The organism is Rhizobium sullae (assembly GCF_900169785.1).
In the GTDB taxonomy this organism is placed as follows: domain Bacteria; phylum Pseudomonadota; class Alphaproteobacteria; order Rhizobiales; family Rhizobiaceae; genus Rhizobium; species Rhizobium sullae.
Window position 1 is genome coordinate 1 of sequence record NZ_FWER01000083.1, and the last position, 18,336, is coordinate 18,336.

Consider the following 18,336-nt stretch of genomic DNA (forward strand, 5'->3'; position numbering starts at 1 on the left):
CCCGGCTGCTCGCCATCGCCCATGGGCTTTTGGCGGCCGCCGAGATCGGGCTGAAGGAGCATGACCGGCTGGCGCTGGCCCGCACCATGTTTCAGCGAAAACTGGACGGGCGCCGGACCTCTTCAAAACTTCCGGAACTGGTCGATCTGGTGATGGCAAAACCGCTGGTGTCGGCCGGGATGGTTGCCAAGACGCTGGAGGTGACGCCGCAGGCGGCGCGGCGGATCGTTTTGGAGCTCGGCCTCAGGGAGATGACGGGGAGGGGGAGGTTTCGGGCGTGGGGACTTAACTAATCTGCCGGGGTGTATTCGTTGGTTGTGGAGAACTCTTTAGATGTGAATACAAACGGTTGTGACTAAAATTCGCGAAGATGTTCGGGGAGATGAGCAGATAGCTATTCTTCGTCGCGACCCAAACAAGGCAGGTGGATCCGTGCCGGCTACGGGTTCGGTTCACGACAGCCCGAGCACCGACGGTGCGATGATGATTTCATCCCCGCCAATTGCTATGGATCATCGGAACGGAGGGGCGGACACATGGCAAAGACGGATATCGGACTGCGGCAGGCGCACAGGATTGCCAACATGCCGGCCGACAAGCGCACGGCGTTCGTCGCCGAAGGCCTGCCCATCCTGCTGGAAAGCGCACGCGGCCTCTATGCCGCGTCGCAGAAGGTCTCGGACATGCCCCGTGAATCTAGTGTACTGAAGGGTCATGCAGAAGAGGAAGCGGCCAAGATCCTCATCCTCATGGACATTGTCCGCTGCCCCAAAAAGCGCATCGCCGGCAGGATCGGGACGTTGATGAGCTGGTACTACGACCATCTTTCGCGGCGTCTCTATGCAGAAGCCTGCCAATGGCGGCCGGTCGATCTGAAGGAATTGCGCAAGATCATCGATCAGCGGCGCGTGACGCATTACCTTGAAGGCGGCATGGGCGAGTTCATCGCGCCGAACGATCTTATCTACCAGCGGGAAACCCGCCTCTATGCCGACATCGAAGGCCTTGATGACGGCACCCTGCAGTGGGTCGCACCTGGTGGCTACACCAGCATGTTCGATTTCAAGCCGAATGCGCTGATCGTCGCCGAGGCACTGTCCGCCGTTGGCGCCTTCAGCATCAAAGGGATCAACGCCGTGTCCGCTGTATGGGACGAGGTGGATTTTCAGGATGCCACGACCTGCAATGAAAGCGACCGGCTCATTCAGGCCATGCTCGAACGGCTGATCGAAGAGAAATTGGTCACGGAAGCCGCCAGTGACGACCATGTCGGTCAACTATACAACCGCTGGCAAATGCCGCTCTACGCGCTGGACATGAAGTCCAAGGTGGTGGAGCGCTCGGCACTGGAGGAGGAGCAGGAACGCATGCTCTGGGCGGAGACTGGCGTCACCAACGAATATTGAGCCTACCGCTTGAGTGGGCCAATCGCGGCATAGGTGTCAGGAAATTCGCTTTCCAGCAGTGCCTCTTTCATATCGTTGAGTTCCTGCAGCTTGCGCACTGTCTCCTTGCTGATCGTGGAGAGGCTATGGGCGATCACGATGCCAAGCAACATCCCGAAATCGAGGCACGCCAGTAGCGACCGATCATACTCGAGGGAACCACGGGGATGAAGCGCCGTGAGGTTGATCTGGATATGGGTGCCGATATCCTCCGGCGCCTCCATGTGGTGGTGGATCGAACGCGGATTGGGATGGGCACCCCAATCGATAGCGCCCTGATAGGCCAGATTGATCAGGTCCGCCTTACCTGTATTGGGTTCCGCTTTGTCGATCGCGGCCGCAACGTCCTTGACGGCCGACGTGAAGGCCTTGCGAGCCGCCTTCATGTCGGCTTCGCTGTTGTGGCGATTCAACCATAGAGCCTCGACCGCCGTGTCCGATCTCATCAGATAGCCATAGGATGCCGACTCCAACGCGGTGCGGAGCAATGGATAGATTGCGACCGCGTGACCGGTCAGGGCGGTGGCGATGCTGCCTTCGTAAAGCATGAAGCTGTGCATGAGCAGGAAGCCCGCCGTGGGGGTAAGTTCCTGCTCGCCGGTGAGCAGGTCTTTCTGAAAGAAATCGCAGAACCGTTCGACGCCGGCGAGCAAGCGGGAGGGCTTTGCCATGGACTCGGTCACGTTGCCCTGAGCGATCCGGATATAGTCGCAAGCCCTGCTCGGGTTTGAACAACATAAAGATCGCGCCGTCGGTTCGGTTGTATTGCGGAGAGCCTAGCGCAATCCTATGTAAAGCAAAGGAGCGTTTAGCCTAACAGGCTTAACAGGTGCGGGGGCAGTTCCCGCAGCGGCGTTCTGTGCCGTTGGCCTCTTCCTTCTTCTGCCCCTCGTCGGGGTGCAATTCTACCTGTTCATGAATCTAGAGAGAAAGGGTACGCCTATGACCACAGAGACGACAACGCTAACGACCGGAACCAACCACTTTTGGAATGCAACCTTGCAGACTATCGTGGCCTTCGGCACGGGCGCCGCGTCAGGGCTTACCCTGTTAGGCTAAAAGCTTCGAACATCGACGGCGGCGACATCAGGGGATGCCACCATGACCGATACGTATAGTCCGCCGGCGATCGAGGATGCCGATTGGGTCGACTGGCTTGTGATATTCAATGATCGTGCCCGCGATTTCATTGGCGAGTTTGCGCAGGAAACAGCCGGCAGCGACGATCCGAGGGCCCTGTCCGCGAAGTTTGCGATCGCAGCGCGGGCTTTGACACTTATCCGTTCGGCACTGGTGCTGCTGCAGAACGAGGAACAGCTTGCCTTTCGCATCATGGCACGTGGCATCATCGAATGTGCGATGCACATGGAGTCGGCGTGCACCACGGCAGAATATTTGCCGATCCTTTATGATGACGACCAGGCCAGCCGGATATCGCGTGGCAAGCTCCTCCAGAAGACGACGGAACTCTCCGAGGAAGCCAATCGCGAGCTGCAGCAATTCGTCATGGGCAATGGCGAGACCAAGCCCAAGAGCCTGAATATCGGCGAGCTGAGCAAAGGAAGCAATTTCCCTCGTTTTCAGCTTTTCTACCGGCAGATTTCCGCCGATGCAGAACATGTAACATGGACCTCACTATGTCGGCATCCGCAGGAAAAATACGATAGGGTATGCCTTGAACTCGATCCGCAGCTCGAAGATGAAGAAATGTTCGACACGATTGGCCTCATCGCGCTTGCTGGCATGACGGTCGTGTTGCATCTACGTCATTCGCTCGGGATCACACAGAACGAGGCCGAGTTCTCCGCGCTCGGCCGCCGTTATATCGAGCTGTATCGCGAAGGCGTGGCGGAGTTTCGCGATCGGCATAGGGATGCAGATGCGATGCCTCAAGAAGCGCCTTCTCCTTCTGCGCATTGATCCAAGAACGTGTCGATGCTTCGCTCTCATAGGCCAAAGGCCAGGTCCGATTCGGCCGGATCGATTTTCCATTAACAGCCAGGTGGCGTTGCCCACGGCGTGAAAAGTTTAACCGCCGGCTCGAATCGATCTCGTCGACGGTGCCCCCTTACCGGTTGTTGGCGAGGAGCTTGGATTTCTGTTTCAGACGCCTCACACCGGAGGGAGTCCCCGACACGGAAATGATGAGGGAAGGCGAAAGGTCAGCTGGAATGTGACGAGACCCCTAGAGGCGCTCTGCGTAGGACGCGAAACGTGCGATGATCTCTCTCAGGCTTGGCCTGCCGTGATAGTAAAGCGCCGCGGTCCGCTCGTATGCGCGCTCGTAAAGCCGGAATATATCGGGGTCGGAGAGGCCGAATGCCGGATTACGGCTGATGTCGGGATCGTCGAGTTTCGGGAAGCGGCGTTCCTTGTGCGCGAGATACGCTTCCGTGCCGATGAAGGCCTGCACGTCCGCTTGCTCCAGCAGGCAGTAGACGTCGTAATAATGCCGGAGGAAGTTGACAGAGAACTGTCCGGTTTCCTGCTGCTTGCGAAATTTAGTGGAAATGGTCTGGAGCTTCTCGACCAGTGTGTAGCCGGGTTCGTAGCAGGGCACAGCAAACGCGCGATTATCGACCAGCTCGACGCGCGATGACGCGTAATCGTAGGCCCAGGAGCTGATCTCCTTGTCGATGTTGGGCGCCACCGTATCGAAGCCCGCTTCGAGCAACACGCCGTCCTTGAGCACCGACGATGTGCCGGTCGTCTCCGGATAATAGAGGCGGATGCCGCCACTGCGGTAACTCTCGTTGTCGAATTCGGTATCGCGTTCGATGCTTTTGATGCCGTCGATCGTGATCGTCTCGGCCAACCAGTCATAGAAGGCCTTGCGGCCTTCGCGATGTGCGGGCTTGTCATGATTAGGACCCGTCTTGACGCCCATCGCCTCGGGAGGCTCGATGCGGATATCGATATCTTCCGAGAAGCGGTTGATGATGCGGTAGCCTTTGGAGAGCGAGGTGCCGCCCTTCAGCTCGAACCGCATCTTCAGCTGCTGCAGACCGTAAAGGCAGTGCATGATCCAGTAGTCTTTTTCGACAAGCACCGGCTGCACCTTCATCTCCTCGGCGACGATGCGCAGTAGTGCCCCGAAATCCTTATGGTTATGGAGGAAATCAGTTGGCATGCGCGTCCGCTACGAGGCCGTTGAAGAATTTGCGTGTGCGCACCATGCCGTATTCCTTGGCGGCACGGGTGAGGGCGCTGCGATTGCCCTGCAGGGCACGTTCTTTTACGCGGGCCAGCACCTGTTCGCGGTTTTCGGCCAGATGGTCGAGATTGTTGACCAGGTCGACCAGCAGGAACTCCTTGGTCAGGGTTTTAGGGAAGGCTGGTTTCTTGCGGAACTCGAATTCCCGACCACCCAGAGTGAAGTTGCCGTGACGCTTATGGTTGTAGACGACGGTCTTGTTATAGAGCTGCGTCGTTCCCACACCCAGGCTGTTATAGGCGTTGGGCGAGGTGACGAGATAACGGTCGTCCTTCAGGAACGCTTCGACGAGAGCATCATCTTCCGCCGGCGCCTTGCCGAACGCGGTCTGCTTCGGCCGGTGATAGACGCCGGTCGATAGTTTGGTCAGGTACCCCTCCGCCAGCAGCTGCTGCAGGTGCCGGTCGACCGAAGACGACCATTGGACGAGGTCCTCCCGACGGTAGACCTTGCCGGACTGAAGATGCTTTTTCAGTTCCTGTAATTTCGTCATGGGATAGCTCCTGCACTCACTATAGCGACATATGGGTGTGAATGCAATTTTTTCCAAATTTCATGCAAAATGCGAAGCTCTATGGAAACGTAATACGCTGGAATCTCTTATCAATATGGGAACTTCCTTCGAGATTTTCCCTATTTGAAAACGGTAAACCCTGTAACGACCTCTTCATCGGCGGGGTCGTAAACCACTGCCAGCTCATAGCTCGCGCGGGTAAGACCGACATAAAGTTTCGCGCGGGTTTCGGCTTTCAGCGCCGATTGAGCATTCTTCAGCCAGTCCATCATTTCTTTCGTGGGATAGATAATGACACGATCGAAACCGAGGCCCTTGGACCGTCCGAACGTTAGCGCCGGCAGATCGGCAGATGCTATCTTGACGGTAGAGCTCCATCGGAGCTGCACCGGTCGTCTCATCTCAAGATAGCGGGGCAGATCCTTTCGCCGGACGATGAAGAGACCCGCATCAACAGGGACCGGTTGCCTGCAGCCAGGACATTTACATGCAGTCGCAGCAGCCAATTTTGGATAAAGTTTCGACGATAATTCGCAGATAGCCGTGCTATTGCGGTGCGATGTCACGAGGCTGGTTACATCGATATCGCATGCAACTTTTCGGGGAAGTTCCGCCCGAATGAAGTCGGCAATGCCGCCGTCTCTATATTTTTTAAGACGGGCCTCCAGATGGGTGACATAGGTGACCTGTCGGGGATCACCCACCATGACGACGTTGGCAGGGCTTTTGAAGAGCTCCGTCAAAATGTCGAGGTCGTGGCCTGCCAGATCCTGCACCTCATCCACGAAAATAAAGGGATAGATACGGGAAAGCCGCTCGATGACAGCGCCGTCCGATGCCTCGTTGCACCGTATCATCAGCTTCGACAATTTGTCTGAATAGACGCGATTTCGACGGTCGAAGTAGCAGCGCCTGAAATCTTCTTCACCCCAATATACGGGACGGCCTTGCCGGTCGCGCCCTCGAAAACCGGATCTCTGCGAAACCAGAAGCATGCCGGCGACATCCCAATCGAACAGCTTGCCTTGAAAGGGCTTGATGCCGTGTTCGATCAGCAGACTGAACCAGGTCTGGATATGCACGTTGCCCGGAACCGAGCCATGGATTTCGAAAAATTTGCGCCGGATCTCTTCTTCGTTCGATTCCGTGTAGGTGGTGATGAGGACGCGTTGTTCAACCGCAAGCGCCTGCCTGACGAGGTAGGTGGTCTTCCCCGAGCCTGCCGCAGCTATGACGAGCTTGTTCGGCCCCATCATTTGGCGATCGCATCCAGAATATATTTCGGGTAACTGATTTTTGTCTTCGCCGAGAAAATCGCCAGCGCGCACTCGGTCTTGTTGTTCTTCATGTAACGATGAAGGTCATCGAGATTATGCTTCGTACCGAACAGCGTGTTGAAGGTCTCGACGCTATTGGATTTGACCAGTTTCGGCTCGAGGGTGTTGTAGTTGAAGGGCTTGTCGCCGAGGACCAGGTCGCCCTTATCCACCACAGGATCATAGCAGATTGTGATATGATCGACGTCATCGTATTTGGCGTACTTCTTTTCAAGTGCGGCAATATCGCCGTCATTGTCGGTCGCGACCACGACGGGGATTTTCAGCGCCGTCGCCAGTTCGAGAAAACGCAGGAACGAAAGCCCGACCGAGATGACATCGATCTCGTCGTCGATCGGCAATTTTCCCCCGTTGGTATCCATATAGGCCCGTTGGACGACCAGCTCGTCCGCATCGCCCTCTACAAGGATCGACTTCTGCGACAACACGAGACGCAGCGTGTCGTAGCCAGGCAGCTTATGGAAGAAGTCGCTCGCGTCCAGACCCTTGATCCGTGTGACCTTCGCTTCCCGTAACAGGATCAGGTGGTCGAGTCCGAGTTTGTTCGCGACGAAGCTGCTATGCGTGGTGATGATGACCTGCTTGCCGCTATTATCGGTGCTGATATCGCTGATGAGCTGGTTGAGCTTCGAGTGCGAGAGGTGGTTTTCCGGCTCCTCGATCAGCAATACGGTCGCTTCGCTGTTCTTTTTGCTGCTCAGCGCGAGGCGCGTTTTGACGATGCACTGCTCGCCCTTGCCGATATAGTGGAAGGGCACATCCTCGATATAAGTCATGAGGCTGTTTTCCCAGGCATTATGAGACGACATATCGACCGAGATGCTGACCTTTTTTCGGCTGATCTTCGCCGCTTCCGCCAATCTTTCATTGATGGCGCCGACATTGCCGTCGGCCTTGAAGGTGTCTTTCAGTTTGCGGTGGGCTTGGGATATCGCAACACGTTCCTTGTCGTCCAGAAACTCTCTGACGATGCGGGAGATGTACATATCCGAACCGCTCTGCACACGCGTGCTTGTTGAATCGATGAGGGCCGATTTGATGGGAATGGTGCGAGACATCGCCGGTTGGCGGGAGAATTCCGACCATTGCACCTGATAGAATTCCAAGGGTATCGAGTTGATCTCCCTGTTCTTCAGCAACTCGGTATAGGCACCGTCATATTTCTTGTCGAACTCGATCGAGAAGAGAAGGCCGCGAGCCTTGTCGTTTTTCTCGGAGTTCCCGTTTCCGCGCAGGTCTTCTAACGCATCGCCATCACCGCCGAGAAACAGCTCGATCTGGATCTCCGGCGGATCGAGAGGTTCTTTCGCGGCGATGCTGTCCAGATACGCCCGCTCGACCTTCCGGTTAAAAAGATAGGGAGATAGTTCGTTGCGCAGGTATTTCCCGTTCAGCATACCCGTCAGGCATAGATGGATAGCTTCGAGCAGCGTGGATTTTCCGGCCTCGTTGTTGCCGACGATGATGTTGACGCCCCGATTGAAATCGGCGGCGAACCAGCCTTCGAAACACTTGAAGTTCTTTATCTTGACCTTCTCGATGTACATCGACTTCCCTATTTCCGGCGAGGCAAGAATTTCCAAATTGACACAGCTTTGGCGCGAACAATACGTTGCAAATGTAGGGCAAGGCGAATCATCGGTGCAACGTTTCGATGCGATGCTTTTACTATCGACAGGCGCGACGGGGGAGGCCTTGAATGTGGGCAGATAATGAAACTGAAAAAGACTTCCTTAATTTTTCGGGAGTGGCCGACACCGTAGCGGAAATCATCGTCCAGGCGCGGGGGCGCCCAATTTCAATCGGTGTTTCGGGATCATGGGGCATTGGAAAATCCTCCATGATAAAACTGACCCAGGCATCCCTCGCTAACCGAGAGAGGAAAGAAGGTGAGAAAGACTTCGTCTTCGTCGAATTCAATGCTTGCGGCACGCATTGTCGCCGCTCGCGCCGATGAACCCTTTGCATCGGTTGACGATGTGTGGCGGCGATCCGGTGTACCCGTCGCCTCGCTCGTAGAGCTTGCCGAAGCCGACGCCTTCCTGCCGTCACTGCGTCTGGAGCGACGAGATGCGCTGTGGGCGATTAAAGCGCTGCGCGACGAGCCGCTGCCGCTGTTCACTGCCGCGGTGGAGCGGGAGGCGCGGGCGATTGCCGAACAGCAGGAGCCGGACGTCGAGCTGCGTCAGATGACCGAAGGCCGCAACGTCGTCGAGGATTACAGCCATACCGGCCTCACGCTCCGACAGCACCCCTTGAGTTTTCTGCGCGGTGACCTCACCAGGCGTCGGATCGTCACCTGTGCCGAGGCGGCGACGGCGCGCGACGGACAATGGTTGATGGCGGCCGGCCTGGTGCTGGTGCGCCAGCGGCCAAGTTCGGCAAAGGGCGTGATGTTCATCACGATCGAGGATGAGACCGGTATCGACAACATCGTCGTCTGGCCAAAGCTCTTCGAGCGGTCGCGCCGGGTCGTGCTCGGCGCCAGCATGATGGCGATCAACGGCAAGATCCAGCGGGAAGGGGATGTGGTGCACCTGGTCGCCCAGCAGCTCTTCGATCTCTCGGCCGATCTGTCCAGCCTTGCCGAACGCGACGGAGCATTCCGGCCGCCGACCGGCCGCGGCGATGAGTTCGCCCATGGCTCGCACGGAAGCGCCGATTCCCGTGAGCGGCCGCCACCCGGACTTCGTGCACGAGAATTGTTCGTGCCGGATCTTCCTATCGACACGCTGAAGATCAAGAGCCGGAATTTTCAATGATTTTGGTGACAGACGCCTAGGTCTGGGCTTGGCATCCTTTCAAGACTTTTAAAAGCTCGCTCGCTGTCGAGCCCACTGCGGACATTTGCGATTAACGCGTTCAACGACGGGTTCGCGCCCGCGTTTCCGTCACTCAGACAGCTTCTACGATTTCCCGAAAACTGCCACTCGGTTTGCGCAGTCCGGATGTCGATGACGGGGTGGAACGTTGTCATCGGACTCGTCAGTGATTATTGTCCGCTTCGCGGCAGAAATGCCGGCATATTGTTTATAATCAGCTCGTGGAAAGTTACGTCCACTATGGCAGCCAAGAATTTCCACCGGCTTTTTGAAGAATGGGGGCGCAATCCTTGAAGAACACCCTAATTCCGGGAGGTCTGAACTTGTAACGCCCGGCGTCAGGAATTTCCCCATATGGCAGAGATCACCGCTAACATTCGGCTCCGCCCGACACGCGTCGCCCTTTTGGTCAGCCCAACCGACCGCGCCTCGATCATCCGCTTCATGCGTATCTCCACATGCATGTGGGGCGGCCGATACAACCCCATCATCCCTGTGTTCCGCAAGCCACCCAGGGCATGGGCCGGGGAATTTCAGGGCGACAAGACTGGCGTGGACATCGCACGCGGCTACATACGGTTCTTCGAACCCGACGCCTTCGTGGAGGCCAAGCCCGGCCTGCTTGAGGATCTGGGACTTGAGAGCCTACGAGGAGTTATCGGCAATCGTTCGGTTACGCTTGACGAACTGCTTTCGTCCGATCCGAACAAGTCCTGGGCCGAGCTGAAATTCGGGTTACCCATCACTGATGCGCTCGCAGAACTCTATGATCGCGAAGAGCGCTTCATACGACGCGAGTCGAGGTCGGCAATGGTTGTCGAGAAGCCTCCGTCGACTGGAGCTGCCGAAGCCATGTTCGGCGTTTTTCCCACCGAAGACGACCAGCGATATTTCGCTTCGAGCTACAATGAAGTTTTTAGGCCAGAGCCCATGCCGTGGAGCCCCCAGACTTGGCGCCATGTCTATCTCAAGGGCACGACGAAACCGTTCGACCCATCATCCCACGGCATCGAGCCTGAGCGGAGCTGGCAGCACGGCCTCAAGTTCTTCGTTTTTGACCCATCCAAGACCACGGACATCATCGACCTGTGGAACCTGAGAAGCGAGCCGGCTCCACTCTTACCTCTTCCGATCAGCTGGGTCGCGGAACTCGCTACCGATATCCAGGCGCTTTGCAAAGCGGAATATCGGCCATTGGAGGGAAACCCCTCGGGTATCATGCACTCCGCAACCCTCGAGTTCGCGCGAGGCATCTCCGACGATGCGAGGCAACACACGATTCAGACCCTAAAGCCAGGTCTGCCGCCGGCGCGCGGTCACAACCACTCGCTGACGATCAAGCATTGGCGTGATCGCATTTGGGACGCACCCGGCGAAGGAATGATGAATGCGCCCGAGCGCCTGCGGCTGTTCGTCCACGAAAAGCAGGTGAGCCTGGAAGTGGACCGGTCTAGCGACCATCTGAGCACAACCTTCGAACCTTTGCGTCCCGATTTCGCAGCCCGGTACGGGGCGGGGCACCTTCGGTGGGTAAACAGCCTCAAGGTCTCTAACTACGGCCGAACCAACCTGGCGACGATCTACCCCTACAATACCTACGATCGCTCTCACCCGCGGCTATCCCTCGGTATGGGAGACGTGCTGATCGGCACGGAGGGTTGGAGTATCGGTCAGGAGTACGTTGGTCTCTCCTCATTCCTGCAGTTCGAAACGCAAGAGAAGGCAATCACCGGAATTCTTACCAGGGCGGGCTATTCCGTCTCGTTGTCGGAGCCGGGTCATATCGCCAAACACGTGCTCGATCAGCTCGGCGGTCTTGGGGGAGCCCACCTCATCGCGGATGAAGAGATCCTGCGGACCATGAACGACATGGCGGGCGCCATACGGAGACGGAGCAACGAGACCGAGGAAATGCAGGAGGAATTTCCTCCGCGATCGCGGTCAATCAAGCAGTGGGCCGATCTGGTCAACAAGAGAAAGGAACGGGACTACGGGCGGGGCGACATAGAGCATTTCACCAAGCGGAATGTTATCGTTCTGGGGTTAGAGACCCGCTGCACCAATTGTCTTCATGTCAACTGGGACCCGGTGGACAAGCTGGGCTATGCCCTGTCCTGCAGCCGATGCCTGAAGGAATACCCCTTCCCGCAAAACGCCGACAGCGGCGCTCGAAAGTGGGCATATCGTGTATCGGGGCCGTTCTCGGTGCAGGACTACGCAAAGGGCGCCTATGGCGCAGTCCTCGCGCTCCGGGCGATCGACGAGCTCAATAACCACATCGGATCCCTCAACTTCATCACCGCCGTTCAACTCGTCAGGGACGGTAAGAGTATCGAGGCCGACTATGTCGCGCTGCACCGGGCGGAAGGCTTTGACGAGAAACACGACCCCGACATCATCTTTGGGGAAGCCAAGTCATTCAGCGAGGGCGACACCCTCAAACCCAAGGACATCGTCAGACTGCAGGATCTCGCTCTTCAATTTCCCGGCTGCTACCTCGCGGTATCGGTGTTGAGGAACGAGTTCACCGAAGGCGAAAAGTTGTTGCTGCGACGGCTCGTGCGTTGGACGCGGAAACTTGCGCCGAACGGCGGACCGCGCAACCGGGTTTTGCTGCTGACTGGGCACGAATTGCTTCGGACCTGGGGGCCGCTTTCGAATACGTGGAAGTCGGTCGGCGGAAGACATGCCGAGTTCGCTGACTTTGATCATACAAGGTCGCTCAGGACGACTGCCGAAGCAACGATCTCCATTCATCTGGACATGCCGAGCTTTTCGGCGGCCCGGCATGCGTCTTGGAGCCGGCGGAACACGAGCAAAGAGAAAGGCTTCCTGCACGTTCCTGGGCAATGGGGTAAGATGCTCGGCTCGGCGTCGGGGCCCGACCCTTCGGAGTCCACCGCCGACGCCGACGGCTCGATCAGCTCGCCAGATCGATGATCGATTACTGGGTCGCGTCTTGCTGCCAAAGCGGCCATGACGAGCTCAGCTGCCAATGGCAGTAATGGGTGTCGGCAGCCGCCGATCCGCATTGCGCCTTCATGCCGGTCGTTCACCATTACTTGTACTTGAACCCGCACGAAGAACAGCCGTTCAAGGCTTCGTTCAGCGCTGTAGCGAGGTCTCCCAGAGCGCCAGAAAATGCATACCTACTAATTAGTTTTAAATCTTTTCTAGGCCTTTGTCTCTACCGCTGCTATGCAAAGTTGCATTACTCGATAAGAACACATGGACTACATCATGATAGACGATGCCGCATCGGCAATTCTGAACAGCTTTCGTGATCTTCCAGACTTTTCAGCGTTTGAGGCCTTTGCTAGTGCTCTCTGGCAGAATGAAGCCGCTGTCATGGTCGGTGCGGGCTTCAGCCGGGTTTGCACTCGCGAAACGGATAGCCCAATTCCTCCGCTTTGGAGCACCTTTAAAACGGCGATGGAAGCGGCCTTAGGATACGTCCAAGGAACCGGACCTGATGCCTTGAGACTCGCTCAGGAATACCAGACGCTTCATGGCGAAAACGGGATGGATCAATTAATCCGTCGTCTAATTGCGGACAGCCAGTGGGAGCCAGGACCGCTGCACAAGCAGCTCTTGGAATTTCCATGGCGCGACGTTCTCACGACAAACTGGGACACGTTGCTCGAGCGCACGAAGCCGCAAACGCCTGATCGAATCTATAGCTGTGTGCGGACTGTGCAAGACATCGCACATCGGGCGCAGCCTCGGATTGTAAAGCTGCATGGCTCAATGCCATCCCACAAGCCCTTCATATTTACCGAAGATGACTATCGAACTTATCCAGTTCGATTTGCGCCATTTGTCAACCTCGCTCAACAAGTCATGCTTGAACATGACCTTTGCCTTATCGGCTTTTCCGGCGTCGACCCAAATTTCTTGGCCTGGAGCGGGTGGGTTCGCGACACCCTCAATGTGTCCGCTCGTCGTATTCGGCTCGTCGGAGTGTTGAAACTATCACCAGTTTCAAGGGCGCTCCTCGAACGGCGAAATGTAACTCCTATAGATCTGGCACCACTGGTTAAAGATATACACCGCGATGAGCAGCAGGAGAGGGCGCTCGAACTTCTCTTTGCGGCTTTGTTGGCTTCAAAACCGCCTTCGCCTTACGCTTGGAGTAAGGGTCCAGACAAGTTTTCTCAGTCGGCTGTTGCAAAGGACGAGGATAGACCGACCCGTGCGGAAGTTGCAAAGGCCTGGGCGAAGGAAAGAAGCACTTATCCTGGCTGGATAGTTGGTCCAAATCGCGAAACACACCAGCTTCGCTATAGTTTTCCAACTGTACGAAATACCGCCGAGCCTGCCGAGGCTCATTTGCGCTTTTCTCTGGAACGGATTTGGCGTCACCGGACCGCTGGGATTTGGCTCAACCTGGAAGACATGCGAGATGCGGACACCCATTTTGAGAGTGCAGAGCAAAATTTAACAAAGCGAGAGAAAGTCGATCTTTGCGCTTCGATCGCAGCGGAATGGCGTCGTTATCAAAAATGGGATGAGTGGACGCGTTGGATGGTAAGATTGGAAACAATCGAAAGCAGCCAGGCTACTCTGCATCACGCGTATGAAACAGGGCAACGCGCCCTTTTAGATTGGGATGACGAGATAGTTCTGAAAGCCGCGATTGCACTCAAAAGTGACGAGCCGATCTGGATGATGCGACGCGCAGGGCTGTTGGCAACACTGTTTTGCCACCGTGAGGCAGCAGAGCTGTATCAAGCCGCGCTGCTAGGCATTCGTCAGAAGCTGCTGTCGGCTCCGAAATCCGCCTGGTTGACTTCCTTGGAAGGGTGGGCCGCCATGTTCCATCGAGTTTCCCACTCTGCGTTAAGCGACGATCACTTCTCTTTTCCTGAGGATGAGAGCGACGAAACGCGTATGCGCTACGTTGCAGCAAGAGCCGACCCTTGGGATACCATCTCACGCTTGGAGGTGCGCGCATCGGAAAGAATTGATAGAAATCGCAGCGATGCCGAGCAATGGAAGCTTTCTTTCAAATCTGGTCGCTACAGTCCGGGCGGCACCAGACGCCTTGGTGGCGACGACGAGTGTCCATTCTATGGCCTGCTTGAGCTAATCGAGCGGACAGGTGCCCCCGAACACATAGCTAGTTTCAATGTCTTCTCGACGCGTCTGGAGACAGCCTATCGGGCGATTACAAAACATGATGAAGGCGACCTTCTAACCTTTTTCGCTCGATATCGAGGATCGGAAAAAAAGATACTCGATCGGATCATACCCCGCATGCAAGTCGCTCGGCTGAGCGATCCTGCCGTACAGCACTTTCTTTCAGTGATCCCACGGCGCATAGACAGGCTCAGCATATTGCGGGATCGCTTCGGGGCGGAGAATCATTTGGTATTTCTCCTGGAGCTTTTAGCAAGGGTTGTTGTCCGCGCATCAGCGACTCGGGCCCTCGAAGTCTTTCAGTGGATTGTCAACCTGCTCAATCGTTCCACGCTTTCGTGGATAAGCTACTCGGCCTGTGGTGCGATACTAGAAGGTGCCGTCGAAGCCATGGAGGCAGATGAACGCCAAAAAGCTATGGATCTAGCCCTGCATTTGAAGACGCCAGGTGAGGCTGGGGCACAAGGAATTGAACGAGACTGGCCTGAAGTTTTTGACGATTTTTCAGAGGCAGATGCGCAGAAATTTGACGTCTCTGCGCACAACGCCGCTCGGATCAATTCGCTGATCGCTTTAGTAAGAGACGGGGCGAAACTAGATCGCGGCAGGGCGCTAAAGCGACTTCATATCTTCCATCGAGCAGGAAAACTGACCGAGGATCAGACCAAGTCGTTGGATACCGCGATTTGGGCGCGGCGCGAAGAAGGCGGATGGCCGTCCGATACAGAGCTGCATCCATGGATATTTTTGGAGTTACCCGGCAAGGCGGGCGCGGAAGCCTTGTTTATTGAAAAGATTGTCGGCGGAGTGGTGAGTGGGCAAATCGGTCATGAAATATTGATGAACCTCCGCGCTGGATTGGACAGAACAGAGGCTGTTATTCCAAAGGAAGCACTCGTTTCGTGTGTCAAGAGCTGTCTGGGGTGGACGCCGGCTTCGACAGAAGAGAAGAGTCCAATGATCCGAGATCTGTTGGGAGATGGAGTGCACGACCAAGCGACAGGACGTGAAATAGGTGAGGTCTTGGCGCGGAGTCTGCTACCTCGCCTGGAGGCTGAAGACCTGCCGGAGGATGTCGCTAGACTGTTGAAGGCCCCAGAGAAATTGCCACACATCCCATCCTTGGCCGCAACGGCATTTCAGGTGTCGCGCCTGTGGCCAGATCATCAATCCGTAGCCTTCAAACAAATTCGGTACGCGATGGCCAGCCGAGAGCCGTCAAGCGTGTATCCCACCTTTATTGCCGTCAAGCAGGTTATCAAAAACGCCTCGGCAGACGCAAACTTCCCCAGGGATATCAAAGAGCTGTTGCTCCACGCCTGTGAACAGCGGACTCAACCGGGGTTGAGCTCTACTCTGAATCTGCTGGGTGACATGTTCGAACGTGGCCAACTGAATGGCGATGATATTGAACGCCTTTCAAGTGCATTACCACATGTTCTCAATGAGTATCGCTACGACCAGAAGAATTTGGAGGTTCCCGCGATGGCCGAACTGCCCACTGTGCGCAGAGAGGTGCATCGTCTCTCGAAAATGCTATCGCATCATTGCTCGGAGCTAGAACAACTGAAAGCAGAGCTTGATGAAGACCCATTGCCGGAAGTTCGCTTTCTCAAATGAAAAATGGTGCCGCAAGACGAACGTCAGCTTTGGTCAATCGACTCCCGCAAACAGTCTGTCTCCTTCCGGCCCCTAGCCGGACCCCCTTGACCGGCCGCGATTGGGTGGACAGAACTGGCGCCTTTCAGAGTCGACATAGTCGAAGGCGGCCATTCACTACGTGTCAAAGCCGCTCAGCTTAGGCACCAGCTATTCTGCCTTCCGGGAGGATAGGGATTGTCGGTTATAAACGGCTCAAGTGTCTAGCATGTCCCACTCGTCGCCGAGTACCCAACGAATAGCGGATAGCTTGCCGCTGAGCATTCCCCACTCGAAATCGGTCCATGGGCCCAGTTCGCCGGGATACTGCTCTTCAGCGGACTTCATGGCGGCGATCATGCCGTCCCATATCTCGTCTACGATCATGCCGCGCCGCTCTCCGGGTGTGCCAGCCTCCCAGATCTCCCTTGGAACCCGCTTCTGTTTGCCGCTCTCGACTGCGGCGATGATACCCCACTTGCGGCCGTACCAAATCTGCGTCGTCAACTTGTCTTCAGCTTCGAGCAGTTCGGACAGTGCCCGAGACTCTTGGCTGTATTCTCGGTCGAAGGTGATCTCCTCGATTAGGTCGCTGGCATACTCGTTCAGGAGTGTGCCAAGGTTGGTTGAGTAGAGTGAGTGCGCTCCATCGAAGAGGGCCGCGAGATCCGGGTGCGGTAAGCGCGTGTCGGCGCCCTTCTGACTGAAGTCGTGGATGTTGTGCGTGACAAACGCAAGCACGTCGTCGCCTTCCCGCTCCGCGAATGCGTCGATATATGTCTCAATGATTATAGCGTCGCCGATACCGTTCATCTGTCGGTGGAACGGCGCAACCTTTGCAATGGCGCGGTCCGCTGCACGAGCCTTTACGCTCTCGCTGATGGGGATCGGTTCGGTCGTTGTGAACAGCTTCTCGATCAGGCCAACCGCTTCATTCACGGCTTCACCGCCAGTGGCGATGCGATGATCAATCTCGTTCAACTGCTTGAGAACTTCGTTTCGTTCGTCCTCTGGTGCGAACTGCGCGATTGCGTCCTTTACCCGTTTGAAGTGACTTGACAGGCTGGCGCGGCTGGACGCTATCACCCGCTCCCGATTGCGGGCGAATTCATCGAGGATCATCTGTGGCAGGATCAGTTCAACATCGCCTGCCTTTGTCATCGCGAATAGGGCGTCCAGTAACGGTAGGTGGCGCGGGTCTTTCGTGAGATCCAGCCACACCGACGTGTCGATCAGTAGTTTAAGCTTTATCTTAACCCCGCAAAAAATGATTACGGAGACTAGCGGTTTCCGAGCGTGTTCACCACCCGCAGGCTGTCTCTTCCGAAGTCGTAGCGGAACGGTGGCTTTCCGTACTCTCCATACCAAAAAGCCGATCGTCCGCTCTCGGCCCCAGATCCGCCTCCAGCTTCCAGCTGCGGCCCACCAACCGCGCAAGGTCGTCCCGACTCCGCCAAGGCCGAGGCACGAGCCGCAAAGGCCGCAGAGGATCGTGACTTCGAGCTGGCTGACCTTCTAGGCAGTCTCAGCAGCATTGTTCGCGAAGACATCCAGCTTCTCGACGATGCAATTGCAGATGAACAGTTTGAAGGCGAAGCGTCGGTCGCGGTACGCTAGGGTTGGAACCGGCCGGCTGCGGCTCGGCGTCGTACCGAAATCTCTGACAACGACGCGCACCAAGTCGTCTGCCCCGCCTGATTGACCGAAGACCCCAACCGCACATCCGAGAAAAAAGAATTCGTCNCGACGCGCACCAAGTCGTCTGCCCCGCCTGATTGACCGAAGACCCCAACCGCACATCCGAGAAAAAAGAATTCGTCACGGTTGCAGGCCGCAGTCGGCCTTTCCACCGTCGGTGCTTACTCGGCGGCCTGCGATAGAGGAGTAATATCGGCCTCCGGCAGTGCAATTCTCACCAGAAACTCGTAGTCGTCCACCATCTGGTGGACATCCGATCCGGTCCTGGCGACGGTCCAATAGTCGCGAGCGGCGCCAAACACCGTTGAAATTTGCACGATCTCCCAGGCGCCTCCGGTTTCCCTGCGTCTTGCCCAGTAGAAGCATTCAGGCTCCAAGGCCGACAACTCAAGCATCCGCGAACTCCCACTTTGCCCACGCTACCATTGAACCGTGCATCGGACCGAAGTCCTCCTTGATGCCGGCACCCCGCCGGGCGGCAACCATACATGAGGATCCCTCGGCTGTCATCGCGCATCTGCCTTAGCCT

Annotated in this window: 13 protein-coding genes and 1 pseudogene; 7 read left to right on the forward strand and 7 right to left on the reverse strand. The window is 56.5% G+C overall.

Annotated features, from left to right (window positions below; translation table 11 throughout):
• Both BN1800_RS36530 and BN1800_RS36535 read left to right on the forward strand, forming a co-directional pair.
• Positions 1 to 293, forward strand: a 293-nt coding sequence (locus BN1800_RS36530) for a helix-turn-helix domain-containing protein (RefSeq protein WP_143534227.1), incomplete at its 5' end; no start/stop codon positions are given.
• Between the two features lie 243 nt (positions 294 to 536).
• Positions 537 to 1,406, forward strand: a complete 870-nt coding sequence (locus BN1800_RS36535; protein ID WP_087005398.1) for a hypothetical protein — start codon at positions 537 to 539, stop codon at positions 1,404 to 1,406.
• 2 nt (positions 1,407 to 1,408) lie between these two features.
• Here BN1800_RS36535 and BN1800_RS36540 read toward each other — a convergent pair whose 3' ends face one another.
• Positions 1,409 to 2,116 (reverse strand): hypothetical protein, encoded by a 708-nt coding sequence (locus BN1800_RS36540; RefSeq protein ID WP_087005401.1) that lies wholly within the window; start codon positions 2,114 to 2,116, stop codon positions 1,409 to 1,411.
• Between the two features lie 430 nt (positions 2,117 to 2,546).
• Here BN1800_RS36540 and BN1800_RS36545 point away from each other — a divergent pair, with 430 nt between their 5' ends.
• Positions 2,547 to 3,365 carry a DUF5677 domain-containing protein gene (locus BN1800_RS36545; RefSeq protein ID WP_087005404.1) on the forward strand — a complete coding sequence of 273 codons (819 nt, stop codon included), beginning with the start codon at positions 2,547 to 2,549 and terminating at the stop codon, positions 3,363 to 3,365.
• 265 nt (positions 3,366 to 3,630) lie between these two features.
• Here BN1800_RS36545 and BN1800_RS36550 read toward each other — a convergent pair whose 3' ends face one another.
• The 4 genes from BN1800_RS36550 to BN1800_RS36565 all read right to left on the reverse strand — a co-directional run bounded on the left by BN1800_RS36550 (position 3,631) and on the right by BN1800_RS36565 (position 8,057).
• Positions 3,631 to 4,575: a nucleotidyl transferase AbiEii/AbiGii toxin family protein gene (locus tag BN1800_RS36550; RefSeq protein WP_087005407.1), complete on the reverse strand. Its 945-nt coding sequence runs from the start codon at positions 4,573 to 4,575 to the stop codon at positions 3,631 to 3,633.
• On the reverse strand, positions 4,565 to 5,152 hold the full coding sequence (locus BN1800_RS36555) for a DUF6088 family protein (protein WP_087005410.1): 588 nt from the start codon (positions 5,150 to 5,152) through the stop codon (positions 4,565 to 4,567). Before BN1800_RS36555 ends, BN1800_RS36550 begins: the two co-directional genes overlap by 11 nt.
• A gap of 140 nt (positions 5,153 to 5,292) precedes the next feature.
• On the reverse strand, positions 5,293 to 6,429 hold the full coding sequence (locus tag BN1800_RS36560) for a UvrD-helicase domain-containing protein (protein WP_087005413.1): 1,137 nt from the start codon (positions 6,427 to 6,429) through the stop codon (positions 5,293 to 5,295).
• Entirely contained in the window at positions 6,426 to 8,057 is a 1,632-nt protein-coding gene (locus BN1800_RS36565) for an ATP-dependent nuclease (RefSeq protein ID WP_087005416.1), read from the reverse strand. The genes BN1800_RS36560 and BN1800_RS36565 overlap by 4 nt, the downstream gene beginning before the upstream one ends.
• Before the next feature lie 152 nt (positions 8,058 to 8,209).
• Between BN1800_RS36565 and BN1800_RS36570 the strand changes: the two genes are divergently transcribed.
• The 4 genes and pseudogenes from BN1800_RS36570 (at position 8,210) to BN1800_RS36585 (ending at position 16,091) form a co-directional block, all read left to right on the forward strand.
• Complete coding sequence (locus tag BN1800_RS36570) at positions 8,210 to 8,467, forward strand: P-loop NTPase fold protein (RefSeq protein ID WP_244564784.1); 258 nt, start codon at positions 8,210 to 8,212, stop codon at positions 8,465 to 8,467.
• Positions 8,436 to 9,272, forward strand: a pseudogene (locus BN1800_RS36575) (OB-fold nucleic acid binding domain-containing protein); the annotation flags it as partial. The gene BN1800_RS36570 and the pseudogene BN1800_RS36575, both read left to right, overlap by 32 nt.
• A 414-nt stretch (positions 9,273 to 9,686) precedes the next feature.
• Complete coding sequence (locus tag BN1800_RS36580) at positions 9,687 to 12,272, forward strand: hypothetical protein (RefSeq protein WP_087005419.1); 2,586 nt, start codon at positions 9,687 to 9,689, stop codon at positions 12,270 to 12,272.
• Between the two features lie 288 nt (positions 12,273 to 12,560).
• Positions 12,561 to 16,091, forward strand: a complete 3,531-nt coding sequence (locus BN1800_RS36585) for an SIR2 family NAD-dependent protein deacylase (RefSeq protein ID WP_087005422.1) — start codon at positions 12,561 to 12,563, stop codon at positions 16,089 to 16,091.
• Positions 16,092 to 16,325: 234 nt separating this feature from the next.
• Here the strand turns inward: BN1800_RS36585 and BN1800_RS36590 are convergent, their stop codons facing one another.
• Positions 16,326 to 17,546 (reverse strand): PIN domain-containing protein, encoded by a 1,221-nt coding sequence (locus tag BN1800_RS36590; protein WP_210191313.1) that lies wholly within the window; start codon positions 17,544 to 17,546, stop codon positions 16,326 to 16,328.
• 422 nt (positions 17,547 to 17,968) lie between these two features.
• The gene (locus BN1800_RS36595; RefSeq protein ID WP_087005425.1) at positions 17,969 to 18,202 is read right to left on the reverse strand and encodes a hypothetical protein; all 234 of its coding nucleotides are present in this window, start codon (positions 18,200 to 18,202) and stop codon (positions 17,969 to 17,971) included.
• Between the last annotated feature and the right edge of the window lie 134 nt (positions 18,203 to 18,336).